This is a genomic window from Kitasatospora sp. NPDC056327, assembly GCF_042261735.1.
Classification (GTDB): Bacteria; Actinomycetota; Actinomycetes; order Streptomycetales; family Streptomycetaceae; genus Kitasatospora.
Genome location: NZ_JBHJRC010000167.1, coordinates 1 through 18218 on the forward strand (window position 1 = coordinate 1; position 18218 = coordinate 18218).

An 18218-nucleotide genomic window follows, 5' to 3' on the forward strand; every position below is an offset into this window, starting at 1 on the left:
CCCGCGGGGCTCCGCCGGGTCACGGCAGCGGGCGCTTGCCGCCGCCGCGGACGGGGCAGGCTGCCGGGTATGCGCGGGACGGGGGAGCGGGGAGCGGTCCGGGCGGTGCTCCGCTGGGCGGGACACCCGGGGACGCTGGGCGCGGTGGCGGTGCTGCTGTTCAACGACCACGTGGGCAAACGGCTGTGGCCGGGCCCGGTGACGGGGAAGCTCAGCGACCTCGCCTGGATGCTGGTCTCACCGGTGGTCCTCGCCCTGCTGCTGACGCCGCTGCTGCGCCTGCGCGGGGACCGTCCGGCGTTCGCGGGGCTGGCGGCGACGGCCGTGATGTTCACCGTCGCCAAGTCCGGCCCCGCCGGTGGCGAGTTCGCCTCCGCCGTCTGGTCGTGGAGCGGTGTGCCCAGCCGGATCCGGGGCGACCGCGGCGACCTGGTGGCCCTGCCCGTGCTCTGGGTCGCCTGGTGGCTGTGGAGGCGCTCGCGCACCACCCGGCGGCCGTGGCAGTGGGCGGCCCTCCTCGGGGTGCCGCTGGCCGTGGCCGCCATGGTGGCCACCTCCCGGTCGCCGGAGCCGCCGCTCGCCCTGTGGAGCAGCGGCGGGCAGCCGGTGCTCGACACCACGGAGAGCCGGTGGACGTCGCCGGACGGCGGCGCGACCTGGACCCCGCAGCGCCGCACCGGCGCCGCCCGGGCCGCCCGGGACGAGCGCCCCCCGCAGGAGGGCCGGTGCGTGGCGGGTCGGCCCATGCTGTGCTTTCGCCTCCTCGACGGGGAGTCGCCGGTCGAGGGCAGCGCGGACGGCGGCGTCACCTGGCGGACCGTCTTCGATCCCGGTCCTCCGTTCGTCCGCTCGACGCTGCCCCCGAGGCCGCTCCCGGGGACGCGTCCGCCCTTCGTGTTCGACCCCGCCCCCGCCCGTGTGCCGGCCGTCCTGCCCGACCCGCTGGCTCCGCCCGATCCGTCCTCGCCGGGCCCGTCCTCGGCGGGTGTCTCCGAGCCGGCCCCGGGCGGCACACCGGGCGGCACACCGGGCAGTGCGGTGCCGTCGTACACCGCCGAGACCGCCCGCCCCGCCGAGCTGCTCGTCGTCCCCGCCCCGGAGGGCTGGGCGGTGCTCGCCCACTACCCGGGGCGCGGACTGGTGCGCGGCAACTCCGACGGTGCGTGGTCGAGGCAGGGCTACCCGACGCTCCGCGCCGTCGTCGTCCCGGAGAAGCCCCGCTCCTGGGCCCTGGGCGTGCCGGTGGCGGTCGCGGCCGGCTTCGCGGGCGTCCTCGCCGCCACCGCCGCCCGGCTGCTCCGCGACTCCGCGACGGCCCGCCGCCCCGGCGAGATCCTGCTCCTGCTGCTCCGGCAGGTGCTGTGCCTGATGTGGGTCCGGCTCGCGGCGTGGCTGTGCGGCGGCGAACTCCTCTGGAGGGTACCCGGGGTGCTGCCCGCGGGCGTGCTGACCGCGGGGCTGCTGCCGATGCTCTGGTTCCTGCGCCGCGGGCCGGCACCGGGCCGGCGCCTGCTGCTCGTGCTGTTCGCGTTCGGGGCGGCCGGCGCGGCGGTGGGGCTGGTGCCGTACCTCCAGTGGGCGGCCGGCCGGACGGCGGCCTGGTCCGAGGCCTCGGGCCAGGTCCTCGGCTGGGCCCTGGCCGTCACGCTGACCGGCGCGGCCCTCGGCGCGCTCGTCACCACCCGCAGCGGCCTGCCACGGCCTCCCGCGAAGCAGCGGAGCTGAGCCCGCACGGCGGGACGCCCCCGAGGAGCGGAGGCCGCTCGTCGCGGCGGTGCTGCGGCCGGTCTTCCGTGGCACCGGGAACGGCGGGCCGCGCGGCGGTGTGCTGTCGGGGGCCTGCGCTACGGTCCTGCCATGGCAGCCTTGATCGATCTGACGCTCGACTGCACGGACGCGCAGCTCCTCGCCGCGTTCTGGAGGACCGCCCTCGGGTACGTGGACGAGCCGCCACCCGCCCCGTACAGGACCAGGGAGGAGTGGCTCGCGCAGTTCGACCTGCCGGAGGGTGAGGACGCCGACGACGGCGCCTGGCTCTGCGATCCCGACGGTGTCGGGCCCCGGCTGTGCATCCTGAAGGTTCCCGAGCCGAAGACCGCCAAGAACCGTCTCCACATGGACGTGAGGGTGCCGGTCGACGGCGGCCCGGCACAGCGGTGGGCCCGGATCGAGGCGGAGGCCGAGCGGCTGGTGGAGGCGGGCGGGAGCGTGCTGGAGGTGTTCGAGGGCCACCACGTCGTGATGGCGGATCCGGAGGGCAACGAGTTCTGCGTCGCGGCGGGCCCGGTCCGCCGCTGACCGCGCCGCTCGCCCCGGGCCCACGGCGGCGGAGTGTGCCCGGGGCCGGTGCCGTCGCCGGAGGGTGGGCGTCCCCCTGGTGGGCGCGGTTCAGCCGCCGCTCACCCGCTCGATGTGGGCGAGGACGGGTGCGGCGCCGTCCTCCGCGGCGATGCGGCGGCCGAGTTCGGCGGCCCGGTGGCGCAGGGCCGGGTCGGACAGGCAGGCCGTGATGGCGTCGCCGAGGGATTCGGCGGTGAGGTCCTGGAACGGCACGGGCCGGGGAGCGACGCCCAGCCGTTGCAGCCGGGCCGCCCAGAAGGGCTGGTCGGCCAGCACGGGCACCGGCACGGCGGGGACCCCGGCCCGCAGCGCCGCCCCGGTGGTTCCGGCTCCGCAGTGGTGGACGACGGCGGCGGTCCGGGGGAACAGCCAGTCGTGGGGGAGGTCGCCGATCGCCAGGACGTCGGGGCCGTGGCCGCCGAGTCCGGCCCAGCCCGCCTGCACCACCGCGCGGACGCCCGCCCGCTCGACGGCGGCGGCCACCACCTCGCTGAGTCGTTCGCCCTGCCCCGGCGCCATGCTGCCGAAGCCGATGAACACCGGGGGAGGCCCGGCCCGGAGGAAGTCGGTCAGCTCGGCGGGAGGCTGCCAGCCGTCCGGCCGGGCCGGCCACCAGTAGCCGGACACCTCGACGCCGGTCGGCCAGTCCGCGGGCCGGGGCACCACCCGGGGGCTGAAGCCGTGGAAGACGGGCCGGAGCTCCGAGGTCGCCGAGGTCGCCCCGGCGGGCAGGCCGAGTCGGGTGCGCACCCGGTCGGCGGCGCCGGCGAAGAGGGCCTCCGCACGGCCGAGCACGGTCAGACCACCGGCGAGGTTCGCCTCCGGCCCGGTGTCGCCGGTGCCCGGAGCACCGGGCAGCGCGAAGTCACCGGTGGCGAACGCGGGCGTGAGGTAGGTGCCGACGACCGGGATGCCGAAGGCCTCGCCCGCCGCGCGGCTGAGCGGTGCCGGGCCGAACGCGGTGAGGATCAGGTCGGCCCCGCCGGTCGCGGCCTCGGCCACCCCGTCGGCCAGCCCGTCGGCGTACGCCTTCGTCGCCTCCCGGGCCTCCTCCCGGGAGGCCGCCCGGGACCAGGCCAGGAGCAGCTCCTGGGCGTCGCCCGGCAGGGGCCGGTGGTCGAGGCCGCAGGCGCCGACGAGCTCGGCGAAGGCGGCATGGGCGGCGACGGCGACCTGATGGCCCGCGTCCTTCAGACGCCGCCCCAGACCGAGGAAGGGCGCGACGTCGCCGCGGGATCCGGCGGTGACGATCAGAACGCGCATGGGGTGGTCCTCCTCCGCGGACGCCGCCGCCCGGCCGCTGTCGACGGCTCTGCACGGGCGTTGTCCGACGCCGTGCGCGCCGCGTTCCCGGACGGGACGGGCCGCCGTCGTGCACGTACTCTGCCACACCGCGCACGGCCGGTCGGCGGGACGCCTCCGGCGCGTGCCGTCCGGCCGACGAGGCGTCAGCCGCCCGCGTCCTCCAGCCGCCCGAGGATCGAACGCAGCGTCCCGGCGCGGTCCGCCGCGTCGTGCGGGATCCGGGCGAGGCACGAGCGGAGCCGGCGCACCGTGCCCAGCCGCACGTTGCCGGGACCGACGGCGTCGACCACCGCGCCGACCGCGTGCAGGGCCCAGAACTGGGCGAACGCCAACGGCTCCTCGGCGGCCGCGTTCACCAGAGCCGTCAGGAACTCCCCCTCCGGACGGGCGTAGAGGCGGGCGTAGGCACTGAGCCGTGTGCCGCCGTCGGGCGACCGCAGGGCGGCCGCGACGTCGAAGCCGTCGAGCCGGGGCGCGTGCCGGACGAGTTCGGCGAAGATCAGCTCCTGCCGGTAGGTGCGCCCCGGACCGGAGGGCATCGTGCGCCGCAGGTCGGTGAACTCCTCCAGCAGCCGTGCGACCGCCTCGTGTGCCGTGCGCCCCCGACTGCTCTCCTCGCCGGCCGTGACCAGCGCGACCCGTGCCTGCCTGCCGGCGTCGCTCACGGCCAGCCGGACGTCCTCGGCCCGCTGCTCGGCGGCCTCCAGCCGCTCTTCCAGCTGGCGGTACTGGAACTTGGCGCCACCAGGCAGCTCGATGCTCTCGAACAGTCCGCCCAGCCAGGGCACAGTTGCGATCGCCGCAAGCACCAGAGTGGCGCCGTCGACCTTCAGATCCGGTCGGACGATGTGAACGATGCCGAGTGCCACCGCGCCGAGCGAGATGAACGGTGCCGTCAACCGCTTCCGCCAACTCATCGAGATGATCCCCTCCCGTGGCCAACTTGGCTGACACGTACAGCATTTCAGAGATCCTGCGGTGACGGGTCGAGTCTGGGACCCTCCAGCGTGCGACCGCCCGGGGTGCCGGACCGGTGGGCGTGGGAGTTGGTGGGTGTTCCGTTCGGTGGCGGCGGGGGTGTGGGGGGAGGTTCGCCTGCGACCGTCCTGGGTTTCGTTGGTGGTCAATTGGTCGGTCAACTGTTTTCCGGATTGGTCAGACGTACTGACAGGTCGGTCCGTCTGTGGAAATGTCTGGACCAATCCGCCGATCGGTCGGTGTCTGCCGGCCGGCTGCGCGGATTCTGGATCCGACCGGGCAGTTTCCCAGGGCGATTTGGCGGAGTCCCTCATGTTCCGTACGCAGGCGCGCCGCAGCGGCGCGCGTTCCTTGTTGGCTCTCGCGGTGGCCGGAGTGTGTCTGGCCGCCGTTCCGGTGCCCGCGGCCGCCGGGCCGGTGGCCGGACCGCGGGCCGTCACCTCGGCGCAGGTGCCGCCGGGTGTGACGGCGGGTGTGGCGGTCTACGACCGGCAGACCGGTACGTTCACCGAGCAGTTGAACGCCACGGGTCAGTTCCGTTCGGCGTCGGTGGTGAAGCTGCTGATCGCTCTGGACTATCTGTGGAACCGCGGGCCGGTGTACGACGTTCCCTCGGCGGACCGGGTGCGGCTGGACGCGATGCTGCGCAGCAGTGACGACGGTGCCGCCAGTTTCTACTGGGGGAACGGCGGTGGTGGTGCGATCGTGGACCGGATGGTGTCGCGGTTGTCGCTGGTGAACACGGTTCGTCCGGTGGACGACAACATGTGGGGTTACACGGCGGTGACGGCGGCCGACACGGTGCGGATCTACCGCTATCTGCTGGATCAGGCGCCGGTGGCGGTGCGGGACCTCGTGCTGGGGAACCTGCACGCCTCGACCCGGTGCGGGACGGACGGGTTCGACCAGCACTTCGGGATCGCGGGGTCGTTCGAGCAGCCGTGGGGTGTCAAGCAGGGCTGGTCGGGGTTCTCCTCGGGCGGGTGCACGCCCAAGCCGCCGAAGCCCCCGACGGTGGCGGCCGCCGGTACCGTCGCGGTCGACCTGACGAGGCCGGTCCTGCACAGTACCGGGACGGTGGGCACCGGTGACCGCAGCATCGTGGCCGTCTACACCTCGCACCCCGTGGGCACCACGTACGGCAAGGCGTACACGGACATCGGCCGGCTCACCCGCTCGCTGAACGTCCCCGGCGCGGTGCAGCCGGCCGGGAGCTGGTTCGGGACGTGGAGCGAGAACGTCAACGTGCGGCCGCAGGCGAACACCCAGCAGGCTGCGAAGACGGTGCTGCCCGCGGGCGTCGACGTGCTGGTCTCCTGCCAGAAGCAGGGGGAGACGGTCTCCGTCCCGCCGTACCTCAACGACTGGTGGGCGTACCTGCCGCAGTACGGCGGCTACGTCACCAACATCTACCTCCACTCGGCGGGCAACCAGCTGCCCGGCGTCCCCACCTGCTGACCGGCACCGCGTCGGGCCACCCGTCCTCCCGGTACGGGTGGCCACGCCGTCTCCCGGCCCGGCCACAACCGGGAACGAGCACCGCGCGCAGGGCCGGCGGTCCCCGGGTCCCGGCGTCGGGTCAGAGCACCGGGACGCAGATCTCGCACAGGTGCCGGTCGAGCAGGGCGGGCCGGTAGCGTTCGAGCACGGGGCGGGTGCCGTCGAACTCGAAGCCCTGGGCGGCGAGGTTCCCGAACAGCCCGGCCCACGCCTGTGCGAGGCCCTCGGGGGTGTGGGCGGCGGTCATGACGGCGTGCCGCCCGCCGGCCAGCCGGGTCACCAGGACCCCGGGGCCGCGCACCTGCGCCTCCTCGGGCACGACGAGACAGGTGTCGTAGCGGCAGGCGTGGGGCGCGGTGCGGGCGGGGTCGTCCCGGGCGATGCCCAGGACGGCGGAGTCGGCCCCCAGCAGGCCGTGCGCGGCGGCCCAGGTCCTGAGCTCCTCCATGTGGATCCGATTCGCCTCCCCGTAGGGGCCGGTGCGCCGCAGAAAGGCGATGCGGGATTCCGGGACGAGTTCCGAAGTGAACATCTATCATCCTTCGTTCGGCTGACGTGGGGAAACCGTAGCAAGGTATAAAAGTTCGTTCGAGGGGCTTTTAAAATCCTCCTCGAAATTCAGTCCGGAATTCCGGACGGGCAATGCGGGGGTGCGCCGCCCGAGGCCGGGAGGGGCTGCGGACCGTCGACGCCGGCGGGGGCCTAGAGTGTTCCGGTGCCCGGGATCAGCGTTCATCGCGTCACCAAGTACGACCCCGCCGACCGCGACGAGAACGGTTGGTACGTCGGGCCGCTCGACTCCGGCTGTGACGAGGGACCGGTCGAGGCCGCGTACCTGGAGGTCGTCGCCGCGTTCGCGCGCGCGGCCGGCGTGGAGTGGCTGACCGTCCGTGATCCGGAGCTCTCCGGTGTCGTGCACTTCGGCACGGGACCGGTCCTCGCGGGCCACGGCCTGCGCGGTCTGTTCGCCGAGCCGGCGGGGTTCCACGACGGTGCCCGGGTGGACCTCGCCACCGCGATCGAGCTGGTCCGGGTGATGCTCCGGGAGAGCGGCGCCTGGTGCCTGCTTGAGGCGGAGGAGCGTTTCTTCGTGCACGTCGGCCAGGACCAGTACCTGTACATCGGCACCGCCGGGCCGGTCGGACCGGGAGTGGCCCGCGCCCGGGAGCTCGGGCTGTTCCCGGAGCCGCAGGCCGGTTCCCCGTACGCTCCCCGGCCCGACGGAAGCACACCGGAGCCGCCGGCCGACGAGGGGTACTGGGCACGGTTGCGGCTCGCGGTCGCGGCGGGGGAGGTCCACCTGCTGGAGGAGCGCTTCGTCGCGAACAGCTCGCGCTGGCACCGGCTCACCCCCGGTACCGTGGACGCCGTCCGGGCCGGGCTCGCCCCGCGCTCCCGGCTGGCGGCCCGGAGGGATCCGCTGACCGCGGACCCGGACGCCGTACTGGGCCCGCTCGACCCGGCGGACTGTCACCACGTCCTGCGCGAGTACGCCGACGGTCGGCTCGCGGCCTGTTGGCTCGATCCTGAGGACCGGGCGGAGTCGGCCGAGGCCCTCGCCGGTGTCCGCCGCCTGGCCGTCCTGGTCCACGACGACTCCGACCCGCGGTTCACCGCCGTCCTCCCCGATCCCGACGGCGTGGTCCGGGTCCGCGGCGGCGACGCGTGACCGGGCCCGGCGCTCCCGGTGGGCCCGGCCGGGGCGGGGGCCGGCTGCGGTGAGGGCCGCCGGGGCCGGGCTCCGGGCGGTGCGTCACCGCCAGGGGTGCAGGCGGTCGATGCGGGCGAGCACGTGCTCGGCGTGCGGGCGCACGAGGGACCTCAGCTCCGTGCTCCACGTCTCGTCCTGGTAGTGGCAGGTGCGGTACAGGTCCCTGGCGTGCTCCAGGACGGGGCGGTGCTGCCCCGGCAGCCGGGCGACGGCCCAGTCGGCGGCGGCGTCCTTGGTCCTGATCGCGCCGGTGGCGAGGGTGGTCCAGACCCGGGCGAGGGTCAGCAGGGCGTTGCGGGTGTCGGCGTCGAGGTCGGCCAGGAGCCCGGGGAGGGCCGCGACGCTCGCCCGGGCGAGGTCGGCGGGCGGGACCGGGTCCAGGAGTTCGGCCGGGGGCGGTCCGGTCAGGGTGCGACCGCCCGTCAGGGCCACGGTGACGGCCAGGGCGAGGTCCGGCATCGGGCCGGGGCCCGGCGGCGCGCCCGTGCGCAGGTCCTCGCGCAGCCACTCCCCGAACAGGAAGTCCCCGGTCGGCGGGAACCGCCACGGGCGGACCTCGGACCGGACGACGACGGTGAGTTCGACCGGCCGGACCGTCGGGGTGAGGCCGGAGATCCCGAGCAGGCCGTCCACGAGCGCCCGCCGCTGCCCGGCGTCGAGACTGCGCCGGGTGACGGCCAGGACGTCCAGGTCGCTGGCCGGGGCGAGGCCGCCGAGCACGGCGGAGCCGTGGAGGTACGTTCCCAGCAACCCGGGGCCCACGACGCCACGGACGAGGGCGACGGTCCGCGCGAGCTGGTCCGCCGCGCCGCCGGCGTTCACCCGCGCGCCCCGGGCGCCCCGGAAGGACCCGGCGCCCCCGGCGGATCCGGCGCCCCGTCCGGGCCCGGGGCCGTCCGGGCCGCGCGCGGGGTGACCAGCATCCGGATGTCGTCGGCGGCCCACAGGACGAAGCGTTCGGTCGGCACCACCCGGTGGCCCGGCCGGGGCCGGAATCGGAGGCCCTTGAGGAGCACGGCCAGCAGCAGCTTCGCCTCCAGCATCGCCAGGCTCGCCCCCTCGCAGGCGCGCGGGCCGAAACCGAACGGGATCCAGGCCAGCCGCGGCCGGCCGGCGGACTCCTCCGGGGTGAACCGCTCGGGACGGAAGCGCTCCGGCTCGGGCCAGTGCGCGGGGTTCATGTGGACGGCGTGGAACGGGTAGAAGACCACGGTCCCGGCGGGGAGTCCGTATCCGCCGACGGTCAGCGGCCGGGTGGCCAGCCGGGCGCCGTAGGGGCCGGGCGGGAAGCGGCGCAGCGACTCCCGCAGGACCATGTCCAGGTACGGCAGCCGGCGCAGGTCGGCGTACCCCGGTGCCGCGCGGTCGCCGAGGACGCGGTCGAGCTCCGCGGTGACGCGGGCCGCCTCGGCGGGGTGCCCGGCGAGCAGGTGCAGGGTCCAGGAGACGGCCACCCCGGTGGTGTGGTGGGCGGCCAGCATCGTCCCGAGCACGGTGTCGCGGATGCGCGCGGGGCGCTCGCCGGCCTCGACGAGGGCGCCGATCAGGTCGCTGCGGTCGCCGTGGGCGCCCCGGCGGCCGTGGCGGTCCTGGCCCTCGTCCCCGCCGGGCGCTCCGGACCCGGCCGGGCGGTGGGCGGCGATCACCCCGTCGACCGTCGTCCGCAGGTGGGCGAGCGCCCGGGCGGTCCGGTCGGCGCGCTCCCGCGGGCTCCGGCCGGACGGCACCCGGTAGAGCTGCTCCAGCTGGTCGGTGAGGACCGTCTCGAAGGCCTCGACCACGCCGTCCGGGTCCGCGGCGTCGCCGCCCAGGGCGTAGGCGCAGATCATCCGGAGGGAGATGCCGGTGAGTTCCCGCTGGAGCTCGACGGGCTCCTCGGCGGGCAGGGCGGCCCAGCGGTCGGCGAGTCCGGTCGCCAGGGCCGTGAAACCGGCGAAGTGCCGTTCGTGGGAGGGCCGTCCGGCCAGGACGTCGAGGAGCAGCCGGCGCCACCGGGCGTGTTCGCCGGCGGGGAGCACCTGGAGGTTCCCCGCCTCGAACAGCGGGTCGAGGAAGGAGAACAGGGGCCGCGGCCGCTCGTCGAGGTGCGCGGTCGCCTCCAGCAGCACCGGATCGGCGATGGAGACGGCGTTCTCGGCACCGGGCAGCCGGAACCGCACGACCGGTCCGTACTCCTCGTGCAGCCACAGCTGGTAGGCGTGCAGACCGCCCGCCCGGGCGACGGCGTCCGCGCCGCCGTCCGGGCCGGGGTCGGGGCCGGGGATGGTCATGGGGCGGCCTCCTCGCGCCGGTGTGACAGTGCGTCGGATTCTTCCCCCGCCGTGCTTCCGGGGCCAGTGGACCTGCCGCGCGCCCGAATTCCGGGCGGGGCCGCCGGGCGCGGGGGCAGTTGCGCCGATGATGCGAATACCCGTTCAAGCATTCATCGGGCCGATGCAAGCGTCTTGCGCGGGTGCTTGCGGCCGTCCGGGGCATCCGGGGCCCGACGCGCCCCGGGCACCGAAAAGCAGGTGCCGCCGGTCCGCGGGATGGCGCAGCATGTGCCGTATGTCCGACACCTCAGTCCTCACCCGCGCCGAGGCCGCCGAGCGCCACCGACTGCTCGGCGTCCGCACCGTCCGCGTCGACCTCGACCTGACCCGTGGGCCGGAGGTGTTCGGCTCCACCACGGTGATCCGTTTCGGCTGCACCGCCCCCGGGGCGGAGACCTTCGTGGACGTCAAACCCGCCCGGCTGCGCAGGGTGGTGCTGAACGGCCGCGACCTGGACCCCGGCGCGCTGCGCGCCGGGCGCTTCCCGCTGACCGGACTGGCCGCCGACAACGAACTCACCGTCGAGGCCGACATGGCCTACTCGCGCACCGGCGAGGGCATGCACCGCTGCACCGACCCCGCCGACGGCGAGGACTACGTCTACGCCCAGTCCTTCCTCGACGACGGCCCGCGGATCCTCGCCTCCTTCGACCAGCCCGACCTCAAGGCGCCGTACACGGTGTCCGTCACCGCGCCGCCGGAGTGGACCGTGGTCGGCAACGGCGCGGGCCGGCAGGTCCGCCCCGGCCGCTGGGAGTTCGCGCCCACCCCGGCGATCAGCAGCTACCTGGTCTCCCTGGTCGCCGGCCGGCTGCACTCGGTGCGCGCCGAGCACGACGGGATCCCGCTCGGCCTGCACTGCCGCCGCTCGCTGGCCGCCCACCTGGACGCCGACGTCGCCGAACTGCTGGAGATCACCCGGCAGGCCTTCGACCACTACCACCGGATCTTCCGGCACCGGTACCCCTTCGACAGCTACGACCAGTGCTTCGTCCCCGAGTTCAACCTCGGCGCGATGGAGAACCCGGGCTGCGTCACCCTGCGCGACGACTACGTCTTCCGCTCCGCCGTGCCCGACACCGAGCGGGAGAAGCGCGCCATGGTGATGGTGCACGAGATGGCGCACATGTGGTTCGGCGACCTGGTCACCATGACGTGGTGGGACGACCTGTGGCTGAACGAGTCCTTCGCCGAGTACATGGCCCACGGCGTCACCGCCTCCTCCACCCGCTTCACCGGTGCCTGGACCGGCTTCGCCGCCCAGCGCAAGACCTGGGGCTACGACGCCGACCAGCGCCCCTCCACCCACCCGGTGGCACCCGACACGGTGGACGACACCGCCCAGGCACTGCAGAACTTCGACGGCATCTCCTACGCCAAGGGCTCCGCCGCGCTGCGCCAGCTGGTCGCCTGGCTGGGGGAGGAGGCCTTCCTCGCCGGGGTCAACGACCACTTCGACGCGCACGCCTTCGGCAACGCCACCCTCGACGACCTGCTCGGGGCGCTGGCGGCCGCCAGCGGCCGCGACATCCGCGGCTGGGCGGACCGCTGGCTGCGCACCACCGGCGTGGACACCCTGCGTCCGGACGGCGACCGGATCGTGCACACCTCGGCCGACGGCCGGCCGCGCCCGCACCGGCTGACCGTGGCGCACTACCGGCGCACCACCGGGGGCGCCCTGGAGGTCGCCGACCGGACGCCGCTCGACCTGCCCGCCGACAGTGCCGTGATCCGCCCGGCCGACGCCGTGCTGACCCTGCTCAACGACACCGACCTCGGCTACGTCAAGATCCGCCTCGACCCCGCCTCCTGGCGCACCGTGCGCTCCTCGCTCGGTGCCGTGCCCGAGGAGCTGGCCCGTGCCGTGCTCTGGGGCTCCGCCCGGGACCAGGTGCGCGACGGCGAACTGGCGCCCGGCGCGTACCTCGATCTGGTCGACGCCCACCTGCCCGGCGAGACCTCGGTCCACCTGGTGGACGCCGTGCTCTCCTTCGCGCGCGAGTTCGTGGTGGACGGCGCGGTGCCGCCCGCCACCCGGCCGGCGGCACTGGCCGGACTCGCCCGCGTCTGCCGCACACTGCTGCGGCGCACCGAGGACCGCCCGGACGACACCGGCCTGCGCCTGGTCGCCGTGCGCGGTGTGATCGGCACCGCCGCCGACGAGTCGCAGGCCGCCGAGCTGCGCGGCTGGCTGGCGGCCGGCACGGTGCCCGGCGGGCCGGTGCTCGATCCGGACCTGCGCTGGCAGCTGCTCCTGCGGCTGTGCGTGCTGGGCGCCGCCGGAGAGGCCGAGATCGCCGCCGAACTCGCCGCCGACCCCAGCGACACCAGCGAGGAGGGCGCCGCCCGCTGCCGCGCCGCACGGCCCGACCCGGCGGCCAAGGAGGCCGCCTGGCAGGCGCTGTTCCACGGCGAACTCTCCACCTACCTGGCCACCGCCACCGCCAGGGGCCTCTGGCAGCCCGAGCAGGCCGGACTGCTGGCCGGGCTGACCGCGCGCTACTTCGAGGAACTCGGCCCGGCCGCCGCCCGCCGCGGTCCCGCGATGGCCCGGGTGCTCACCGCCGTGGCCTTCCCCGCGTTCGCCGCCACCGACCGGACGGTGCGGGCCGCGGAGGACTGTCTGGCCGACCCGGACCTCACCCCGGCGACCCGGCGCGGCCTGGTCGACCAGCTCGACACCCTCCGCCGTGCGGTCCGGGCCCGGGCACTGACGGCGAACTGACCGGCAGGGGGCGGGCGGCCGTGTCCGTCCCGCCCCACGCGGCGAACCGTCCGCCGTGCTGCGCGGCGCCGGGAGCCGCGGAAGCGTCCGTCCCTCGCGGCGCCGTCCGTCAGAGCGGCGCGAGGAGGTCCTGGTGCACGCCGTCGAGGACGAAGCCGTTGTCCCAGCGGACCCGGACGGTCACCGGGTTGCCCCGCTCCAGGAACGCCGTCCACTCCGGCTCCAGCGCGGCGATCTCCTCCTCCAGCCGCCTGCGGCTCGCCTCCGGCACGGTGTGCCCGTAGTCCTCGAAAAGGGCCCTGAGCCGCTGGTACTCGCGGACTTCGTGGCTCTCGGGCAGTTCCCCGTCCACCCGCTCGACGGTGCCCTCGATCCCGGCGCCCAGCGAGAGGAACCCGACGACGGCCCCGGGCTCCCCGGCGACCGCCTCGCCGATCCCGAGGTCCTCGGCCAGCCTCACGCGCCGGCCCTCCTCCAGGCTCATCCGTCCTCCGCCTCTCCGTCCGTGGGTGCCGCCGGCCCGCCGGCCCGCGGCCCGGCCACCGTGCGCCGGGCACCTCACCGTACCGGCCGGGCGCCGGCGGGCCCGGCCCCGCACGTGTCCCCGCGCGTTCGGTCACGGCCGGTCCCCGGCACGCGGCGCGGGCCGGCCGCGCCACGTGCCGGGCACGGGCGGGCTCCGGCCGGCCCGGCCGGGGGTGCTAGAAATCTCTGGTGGACGATCACCCCGGACCCTCGACCCTGCGCGTCTTCGTGGCGCTGGCCCCGCCCGACGACGCCAAGGAGGAGCTGGCCCGGGCCCTGGCACCCGCCTGCGCCGACCACCCCCGCCTGCGGTGGAACCGCATCGAGGACTGGCACATCACCCTGGCCTTCCTCGGTGAGCTGCCCGCCGCCGCCGTGCCGCCGCTGAGGTCGGTGCTGGCCGGCCGGGCTGCCTCGCACCCCGCCCTGCGGCTGGCGCTGCGCGGGAGCGGGCACTTCGACGAGCGGCTGCTCTGGAGCGGGATCGCCGGGGACCTCGACGGGCTGCACGCACTCGCCACCGACGTCCGGGCGCTGGTGCGGTCCTGCGGGATCGAGTTCGCCGAACGCCCGCTGCGCCCCCATCTGACGCTGGCCCGGGCCCGCCGCGACGATCCCGTGAGCGTCCCGCGGGCGGCGGCCGGGCTGGAGGGTTTCGTGGGCCGGCCGTGGCCGGCCGAACGCCTCCACCTGGTCGGCAGCAACATCGGGCGCGGGCCCGGCCGGATCCGCTACCGGGACATCGAGTCGTGGCGGTTCGGCACCGCGCTCCGGGCCGCTGACGGCGGCGCCCCCGCCGGGCGTTAGCACGGTGCGGCGCCACGAGCGCCCGGCGGGTCCCCCGCGCCCGCCACCGCTTCGTCCCGCCCGCCCCGTCGGGCCGCCCCGTCGGGTCACCCCGTCGTCCGGGCCGCCCGCACCGCCCCGCTCGCCCGCCGCGCCCGCCGAAACAGGAGACGCCCCGCCATGACACCCGCCACCGACCCGAGTTCACCGCAGGACGTCGCGGTGGTGCTGTCGGGCTACGGCCCGGTCGGCCGCGCCTACGCCGACCTGCTGCGGACACGGGGCGAGGAACTCGCCCGCCGCCACGGCGTCCGGCTCCGGCTCGGCGCCGTCCGCACCGGTTCCGCGCACTGCCTGCCGCGCCCGGGCGAGCCGCTGCCGCCGCGTGCCGTCTGGACGCCGCCGGTGCCGCTGGAGCAGAGCCTCGACCGCAGCGGCGCACGCGTGCTGGTGCAGGCGCTGCCCTCCTCACCGGAGGTGCGGCGGCAGGCCGCGGAGGAGGCCGTCCTCGCCCTCCGGCGCGGGGTGCACGTGGTCACCGCGGCCAAGGGCCATCTGCTCACCCACTGGCGCGAGCTGGGCGAGGCGGCGCAGGCGGGCCGCGGCCTGATCCGGATCTCCGGGGCCACCGGCGCGGCGCTGCCCGCGGGCGACCTGGCGCGGACGGGTGTGCGCGGCCTCGGCTGCGTGTCCGTCCGGGCGTGCCCCAACGGCACCGCGACCTTCGTCCTCGACCGGCTGGCGGCGGGGGAGTCCCTGGCGGAGGCGGTCGCCGGGGCGCAGCGGCGCGGCATCGCCGAGGCGGACCCCTCGGCCGATCTCTCCGGGGCGGACGCGGCCACCAAGGTGCGGTTGCTGGCGGCGCTGCTGTGGGGGTGGGAGCCGTCGGCCGTGCGGGTGCGGACGGAGCCGGTGGACGCGCACACCGCCGGGGCGGCCCTGGCCGCGGCCGCGCGGGGGAACCGGCTGCGGGCGGTGGCGGGCGCCCGTGCGGACGAGCCCCTGCTGGTCCGCGTCGGGTTGGAGGAGACCGTGCCGGGCGATCCGCTGCACGCCCTGGCCGGCCCGGAGAAGGCGGTGGTCTACGGCTGCCCGGAGGCGGGGGACATCACGGTGAGCGGTGGCCGTTCGAGCCCGCTCGGCGCGGCGCTCGCGATGCTCAAGGACACCCTCGACGTGACGACGGCCGGCCGCTTCGGCTTCGGCTGAGCGCCGGGTCGGGGCCCCGGTCGAGCGCCCGGCCGGACACTCGGACGCCCGGCCGGGCGTCGGACGGGCCGGGCGCGGGCGCCGTCGCCGCGCCGGCCCCCGGACCGGCGCGGCGTGCGGGCCCGACCCCCGTCCGGTCCCGCACGCCCCGCCGACCCGGGAACCGGCCGCCCCGGTGCCCTGCTTCCGGGCCGGGGTGGCCGGGGCAGGGGTCAGCCGACCACGACCGTGTTCTGGGCGGCGCCGACGCGCCAGACGCCGTCCTCCTTGACCAGGACGTAGAACGGCCGTCCCTCCGGTCGGTCGGCGAGCCGGCCGCCGTCGGGTCCCACCGGCTGCTGACGGACGTTGACCGCCGCGACGTCGGGCCGCAGGAACAGCACGCGCTCGACGTCGTAGACGGCGGTGGACCCGGCCGTCGCCCCGGGCAGCACCTTGCGGGTGAAGGCCGCGATCTCCTCGAAGCCGGACAGCCGCTTGCCGTGGCCGGTCGTCCAGACCGGGTCCTCCCGGCGGAAGACGGCGAGGAAGCCGTCGACCAGCTCGTTCTGCTGGGCGTGCTCGACCTCGGCGACGAGGCGGCGGATCGCGGCCACCTCGGCGTCGGTCCCCGCGCCCTCGGGGGCGCCGAACACCTCGACCGGACGGTACGAGCCGGCGGTCAGCTCGGCCACCGCGCCGGGCCGCTCCGGCTGCCAGCCGAGGACGGTGCGGGCGGCCGCGCCGCTGACGCTCTGGTCGAGGGCCAGCGCCTCCGCGAAGAGCGGGCCGAAGACCTCGGCGGCCTGCTCCACCGGGACGGCGTGCGGGGCGGCGAGCACGCCGGCCGCGCGGCCGGCGGCCCGGGCGAGCTCGCGGACCGGGACGGCCGGCTCGCCGACGCCGTGCCAGACGGTGCCGGCCCCGGCCCGCTCGACGGCCGCGACGAACAGCCCGGCGAGGTCGTCCACGTGGACGGTCGGCCAGCGCACGCCCTCCTCGCCGTAGTACTCGGGCACCCCCTGCCCGCGGGCCCGGTCGACCAGGATGGCGGGGATGCCGCCCCCGCGCCCGTAGACGACGGCGGGCCGGACGACGACCGCGCGCACGCCCTCGGCGGCCTCGGCCAGCACCCGCCGCTCGATCAGCGGGCGGTAGCCGACGATGCCGATCGGGTCGGTCGGGGCGTCCTCGCCGACCTCCCGGGCCCCGCCGGTGGCGCCGAGCACCCAGACGCCGCTGGTGTAGACGAAGGGGCGGCCCGTGCCGCGCAGCGGGGCCGCGAGCGCCTCGACGACGGCGGTGTCGACGTCGGCGTCGCCGCTCGGCGGGGCGAGGTGGATCACGCCCTCGATGTCGGGACCGACCGCGCCCGCGAGCGAGGCCGGATCGGTGGTGTCGCCGACCACTTGGGCGTGCCAGGCGCGGCCGGGCCGCGGCTCCGCGCCACGGGTGAGCGCCACGACCTGGTGGCCGGCGGCGGCGAGGTGTTCGGTGACGGCGGAACCGATGTAGCCGGTGGCGCCGGTGAGCAGGATCTTCATGGCAATCCCCCTTGGTCGAACATTTCGATGTCAAAATTATAGGAAGGATCGATCGGCGATGTCAAACACTTCCACGTCGAAATGTTAGACTCCGTGCATGACGGAACAGCAGCCCCCGCTCGACGGCGTCGACCGCATCACCGCCCAGTGGCGCGCGGTCCGTCCGGACCTCGACGCCTCTCCCATGGCCGTGATCGGCCGGCTCTCCCGCGCCTCCCGCCTCCTGGAGCGCGGGATCAAGGAGAACCTGGCCCTCCACGGCGTCGAACCCTGGGAGTTCGACGTCCTGGCCACCCTGCTGCGCTCCGGCCCGCCGCACGTCCTCACCGCCGGTGAGCTCAGCTCGGCCGCCATGGTCAGCTCGGCGGCGCTCACCAACCGCATCGACCACCTCGTGGGCAAGAGTCTGGTCGACCGGGCCGTCGACCCCGCCCACCGCCGCCGGGTGCTGATCTCCCTGACCGACGCCGGCCGCGAGCTGACCAACCGCCTCGTCGAGCACCACCTGGCCGGCGAGGAACGCCAGCTGGCGGGTCTCACCGCCACCGAGCGCGACCAGCTGGCCGGCCTGCTGCGCCGCGTGCTGCTCACCCTCGGCGACCGGGCCGACGGGCCCGACCCGCGGTAGCCGCCGCCCCGTGCGCACCTCCGGGCGCGTGCGCGAGGGCCGCGCGGCCGATGATGGCGGGGAGCGGGCGGTCACCGTGGCCGCGCCGCGCGAAGGAGGCCCGTCATGACGATCCGGCGGCTGGACAACGTCCTCATCGTGGTCGACGACCTCGATGCCGTCATCGCGTTCTTCGTCGACCTCGGGATGGAGCTGGAGGGCAGGGGGCCGCTCGAATGGCCCGGGGCGGAGCGGGTCATCGGGCTCGAAGGGGTCCGGCAGGACATCGCCGTGCTCCGCGTCCCCGGCGGCCCCGGCCGGGTGGAACTGGCGAAGTTCCACCGGCCCGAAGCCATCGCCCCCGAGCCGCAGGACCCGCCGGCGAACACGCTCGGCCTCCGTCGGGTGATGTTCGCCGTCGACGACGTCGAGGCCACCGTCGCCCGCCTGCGCCGGCACGGCGCACGGCTCGTCGGCGAGATCGTGCGGTACGAGGACGTCTACCTGCTCTGTTACGTCCGCGGGCCCGAGGGCATCGTCGTCGGCCTCGCCGAGGAACTCGGCTGAGGCCCGGCCGGCCCCGCGCGGTACGCCGTCGGCCCCGCGCGGTTCGCCGCCGGACGGGGGCGGTGCGGCGTTCCCGGCGGCCCCGGCACAGACGGCCGCGCCGCGGTCCGTCCCCTCGACGGACCGCGGC

Annotated in this window: 16 protein-coding genes; 9 read left to right on the top strand and 7 right to left on the bottom strand. The window is 76.0% G+C overall.

Annotation, left to right across the window (positions count from 1 at the left end):
- The first annotated feature begins 69 nt into the window (after nucleotides 1-69).
- A complete protein-coding gene (locus tag ACFCX4_RS22875; RefSeq protein WP_376145256.1) occupies nucleotides 70-1725 on the top strand; it encodes a hypothetical protein in 1656 nt (551 codons plus the stop codon).
- Nucleotides 1726-1857: 132 nt separating this feature from the next.
- Nucleotides 1858-2298, top strand: coding sequence for a VOC family protein (locus ACFCX4_RS22880; protein ID WP_376145258.1), 441 nt, complete (start codon nucleotides 1858-1860; stop codon nucleotides 2296-2298).
- 90 nt (nucleotides 2299-2388) lie between these two features.
- Here ACFCX4_RS22880 and ACFCX4_RS22885 read toward each other — a convergent pair whose 3' ends face one another.
- Nucleotides 2389-3603 carry a glycosyltransferase gene (locus tag ACFCX4_RS22885; RefSeq protein ID WP_376145260.1) on the bottom strand — a complete coding sequence of 405 codons (1215 nt, stop codon included), beginning with the start codon at nucleotides 3601-3603 and terminating at the stop codon, nucleotides 2389-2391.
- Between the two features lie 185 nt (nucleotides 3604-3788).
- Nucleotides 3789-4562: a hypothetical protein gene (locus tag ACFCX4_RS22890; RefSeq protein ID WP_376145262.1), complete on the bottom strand. Its 774-nt coding sequence runs from the start codon at nucleotides 4560-4562 to the stop codon at nucleotides 3789-3791.
- Between the two features lie 373 nt (nucleotides 4563-4935).
- Between ACFCX4_RS22890 and ACFCX4_RS22895 the strand changes: the two genes are divergently transcribed.
- A complete protein-coding gene (locus ACFCX4_RS22895) occupies nucleotides 4936-6081 on the top strand; it encodes a hypothetical protein (RefSeq protein ID WP_376145264.1) in 1146 nt (381 codons plus the stop codon).
- A 121-nt stretch (nucleotides 6082-6202) separates the two neighbouring features.
- Here the strand turns inward: ACFCX4_RS22895 and ACFCX4_RS22900 are convergent, their stop codons facing one another.
- Nucleotides 6203-6655: a GyrI-like domain-containing protein gene (locus ACFCX4_RS22900; RefSeq protein ID WP_376145265.1), complete on the bottom strand. Its 453-nt coding sequence runs from the start codon at nucleotides 6653-6655 to the stop codon at nucleotides 6203-6205.
- Between the two features lie 183 nt (nucleotides 6656-6838).
- Here ACFCX4_RS22900 and ACFCX4_RS22905 point away from each other — a divergent pair, with 183 nt between their 5' ends.
- Nucleotides 6839-7792: an RNA-binding protein gene (locus ACFCX4_RS22905; RefSeq protein WP_376145267.1), complete on the top strand. Its 954-nt coding sequence runs from the start codon at nucleotides 6839-6841 to the stop codon at nucleotides 7790-7792.
- 84 nt (nucleotides 7793-7876) lie between these two features.
- Here the strand turns inward: ACFCX4_RS22905 and ACFCX4_RS22910 are convergent, their stop codons facing one another.
- Both ACFCX4_RS22910 and ACFCX4_RS22915 read right to left on the bottom strand, forming a co-directional pair.
- Nucleotides 7877-8656 (bottom strand): aminoglycoside adenylyltransferase family protein, encoded by a 780-nt coding sequence (locus ACFCX4_RS22910; RefSeq protein ID WP_376145269.1) that lies wholly within the window; start codon nucleotides 8654-8656, stop codon nucleotides 7877-7879.
- Nucleotides 8653-10104, bottom strand: coding sequence for a cytochrome P450 (locus ACFCX4_RS22915; protein WP_376145271.1), 1452 nt, complete (start codon nucleotides 10102-10104; stop codon nucleotides 8653-8655). Before ACFCX4_RS22915 ends, ACFCX4_RS22910 begins: the two co-directional genes overlap by 4 nt.
- Before the next feature lie 277 nt (nucleotides 10105-10381).
- Here ACFCX4_RS22915 and pepN point away from each other — a divergent pair, with 277 nt between their 5' ends.
- Nucleotides 10382-12871, top strand: coding sequence for an aminopeptidase N (gene pepN, locus ACFCX4_RS22920; RefSeq protein WP_376145273.1), 2490 nt, complete (start codon nucleotides 10382-10384; stop codon nucleotides 12869-12871).
- 109 nt (nucleotides 12872-12980) lie between these two features.
- On the opposite strand, the gene ACFCX4_RS22925 is transcribed toward pepN, so the two are convergent.
- Nucleotides 12981-13331, bottom strand: coding sequence for a hypothetical protein (locus ACFCX4_RS22925; RefSeq protein WP_376145275.1), 351 nt, complete (start codon nucleotides 13329-13331; stop codon nucleotides 12981-12983).
- A 254-nt stretch (nucleotides 13332-13585) separates the two neighbouring features.
- Here ACFCX4_RS22925 and thpR point away from each other — a divergent pair, with 254 nt between their 5' ends.
- On the top strand, nucleotides 13586-14203 hold the full coding sequence (gene thpR / locus ACFCX4_RS22930; protein ID WP_376145277.1) for an RNA 2',3'-cyclic phosphodiesterase: 618 nt from the start codon (nucleotides 13586-13588) through the stop codon (nucleotides 14201-14203).
- Between the two features lie 159 nt (nucleotides 14204-14362).
- Entirely contained in the window at nucleotides 14363-15391 is a 1029-nt protein-coding gene (locus tag ACFCX4_RS22935; RefSeq protein ID WP_376145279.1) for a homoserine dehydrogenase, read from the top strand.
- 212 nt (nucleotides 15392-15603) lie between these two features.
- On the opposite strand, the gene ACFCX4_RS22940 is transcribed toward ACFCX4_RS22935, so the two are convergent.
- A complete protein-coding gene (locus tag ACFCX4_RS22940; RefSeq protein ID WP_376145281.1) occupies nucleotides 15604-16914 on the bottom strand; it encodes an SgcJ/EcaC family oxidoreductase in 1311 nt (436 codons plus the stop codon).
- A 97-nt stretch (nucleotides 16915-17011) separates the two neighbouring features.
- Here ACFCX4_RS22940 and ACFCX4_RS22945 point away from each other — a divergent pair, with 97 nt between their 5' ends.
- Nucleotides 17012-17542 carry a MarR family winged helix-turn-helix transcriptional regulator gene (locus ACFCX4_RS22945; protein WP_376145283.1) on the top strand — a complete coding sequence of 177 codons (531 nt, stop codon included), beginning with the start codon at nucleotides 17012-17014 and terminating at the stop codon, nucleotides 17540-17542.
- Nucleotides 17543-17647: 105 nt separating this feature from the next.
- Nucleotides 17648-18088: a VOC family protein gene (locus tag ACFCX4_RS22950; RefSeq protein WP_376145285.1), complete on the top strand. Its 441-nt coding sequence runs from the start codon at nucleotides 17648-17650 to the stop codon at nucleotides 18086-18088.
- The last annotated feature ends 130 nt before the right edge of the window (nucleotides 18089-18218 follow it).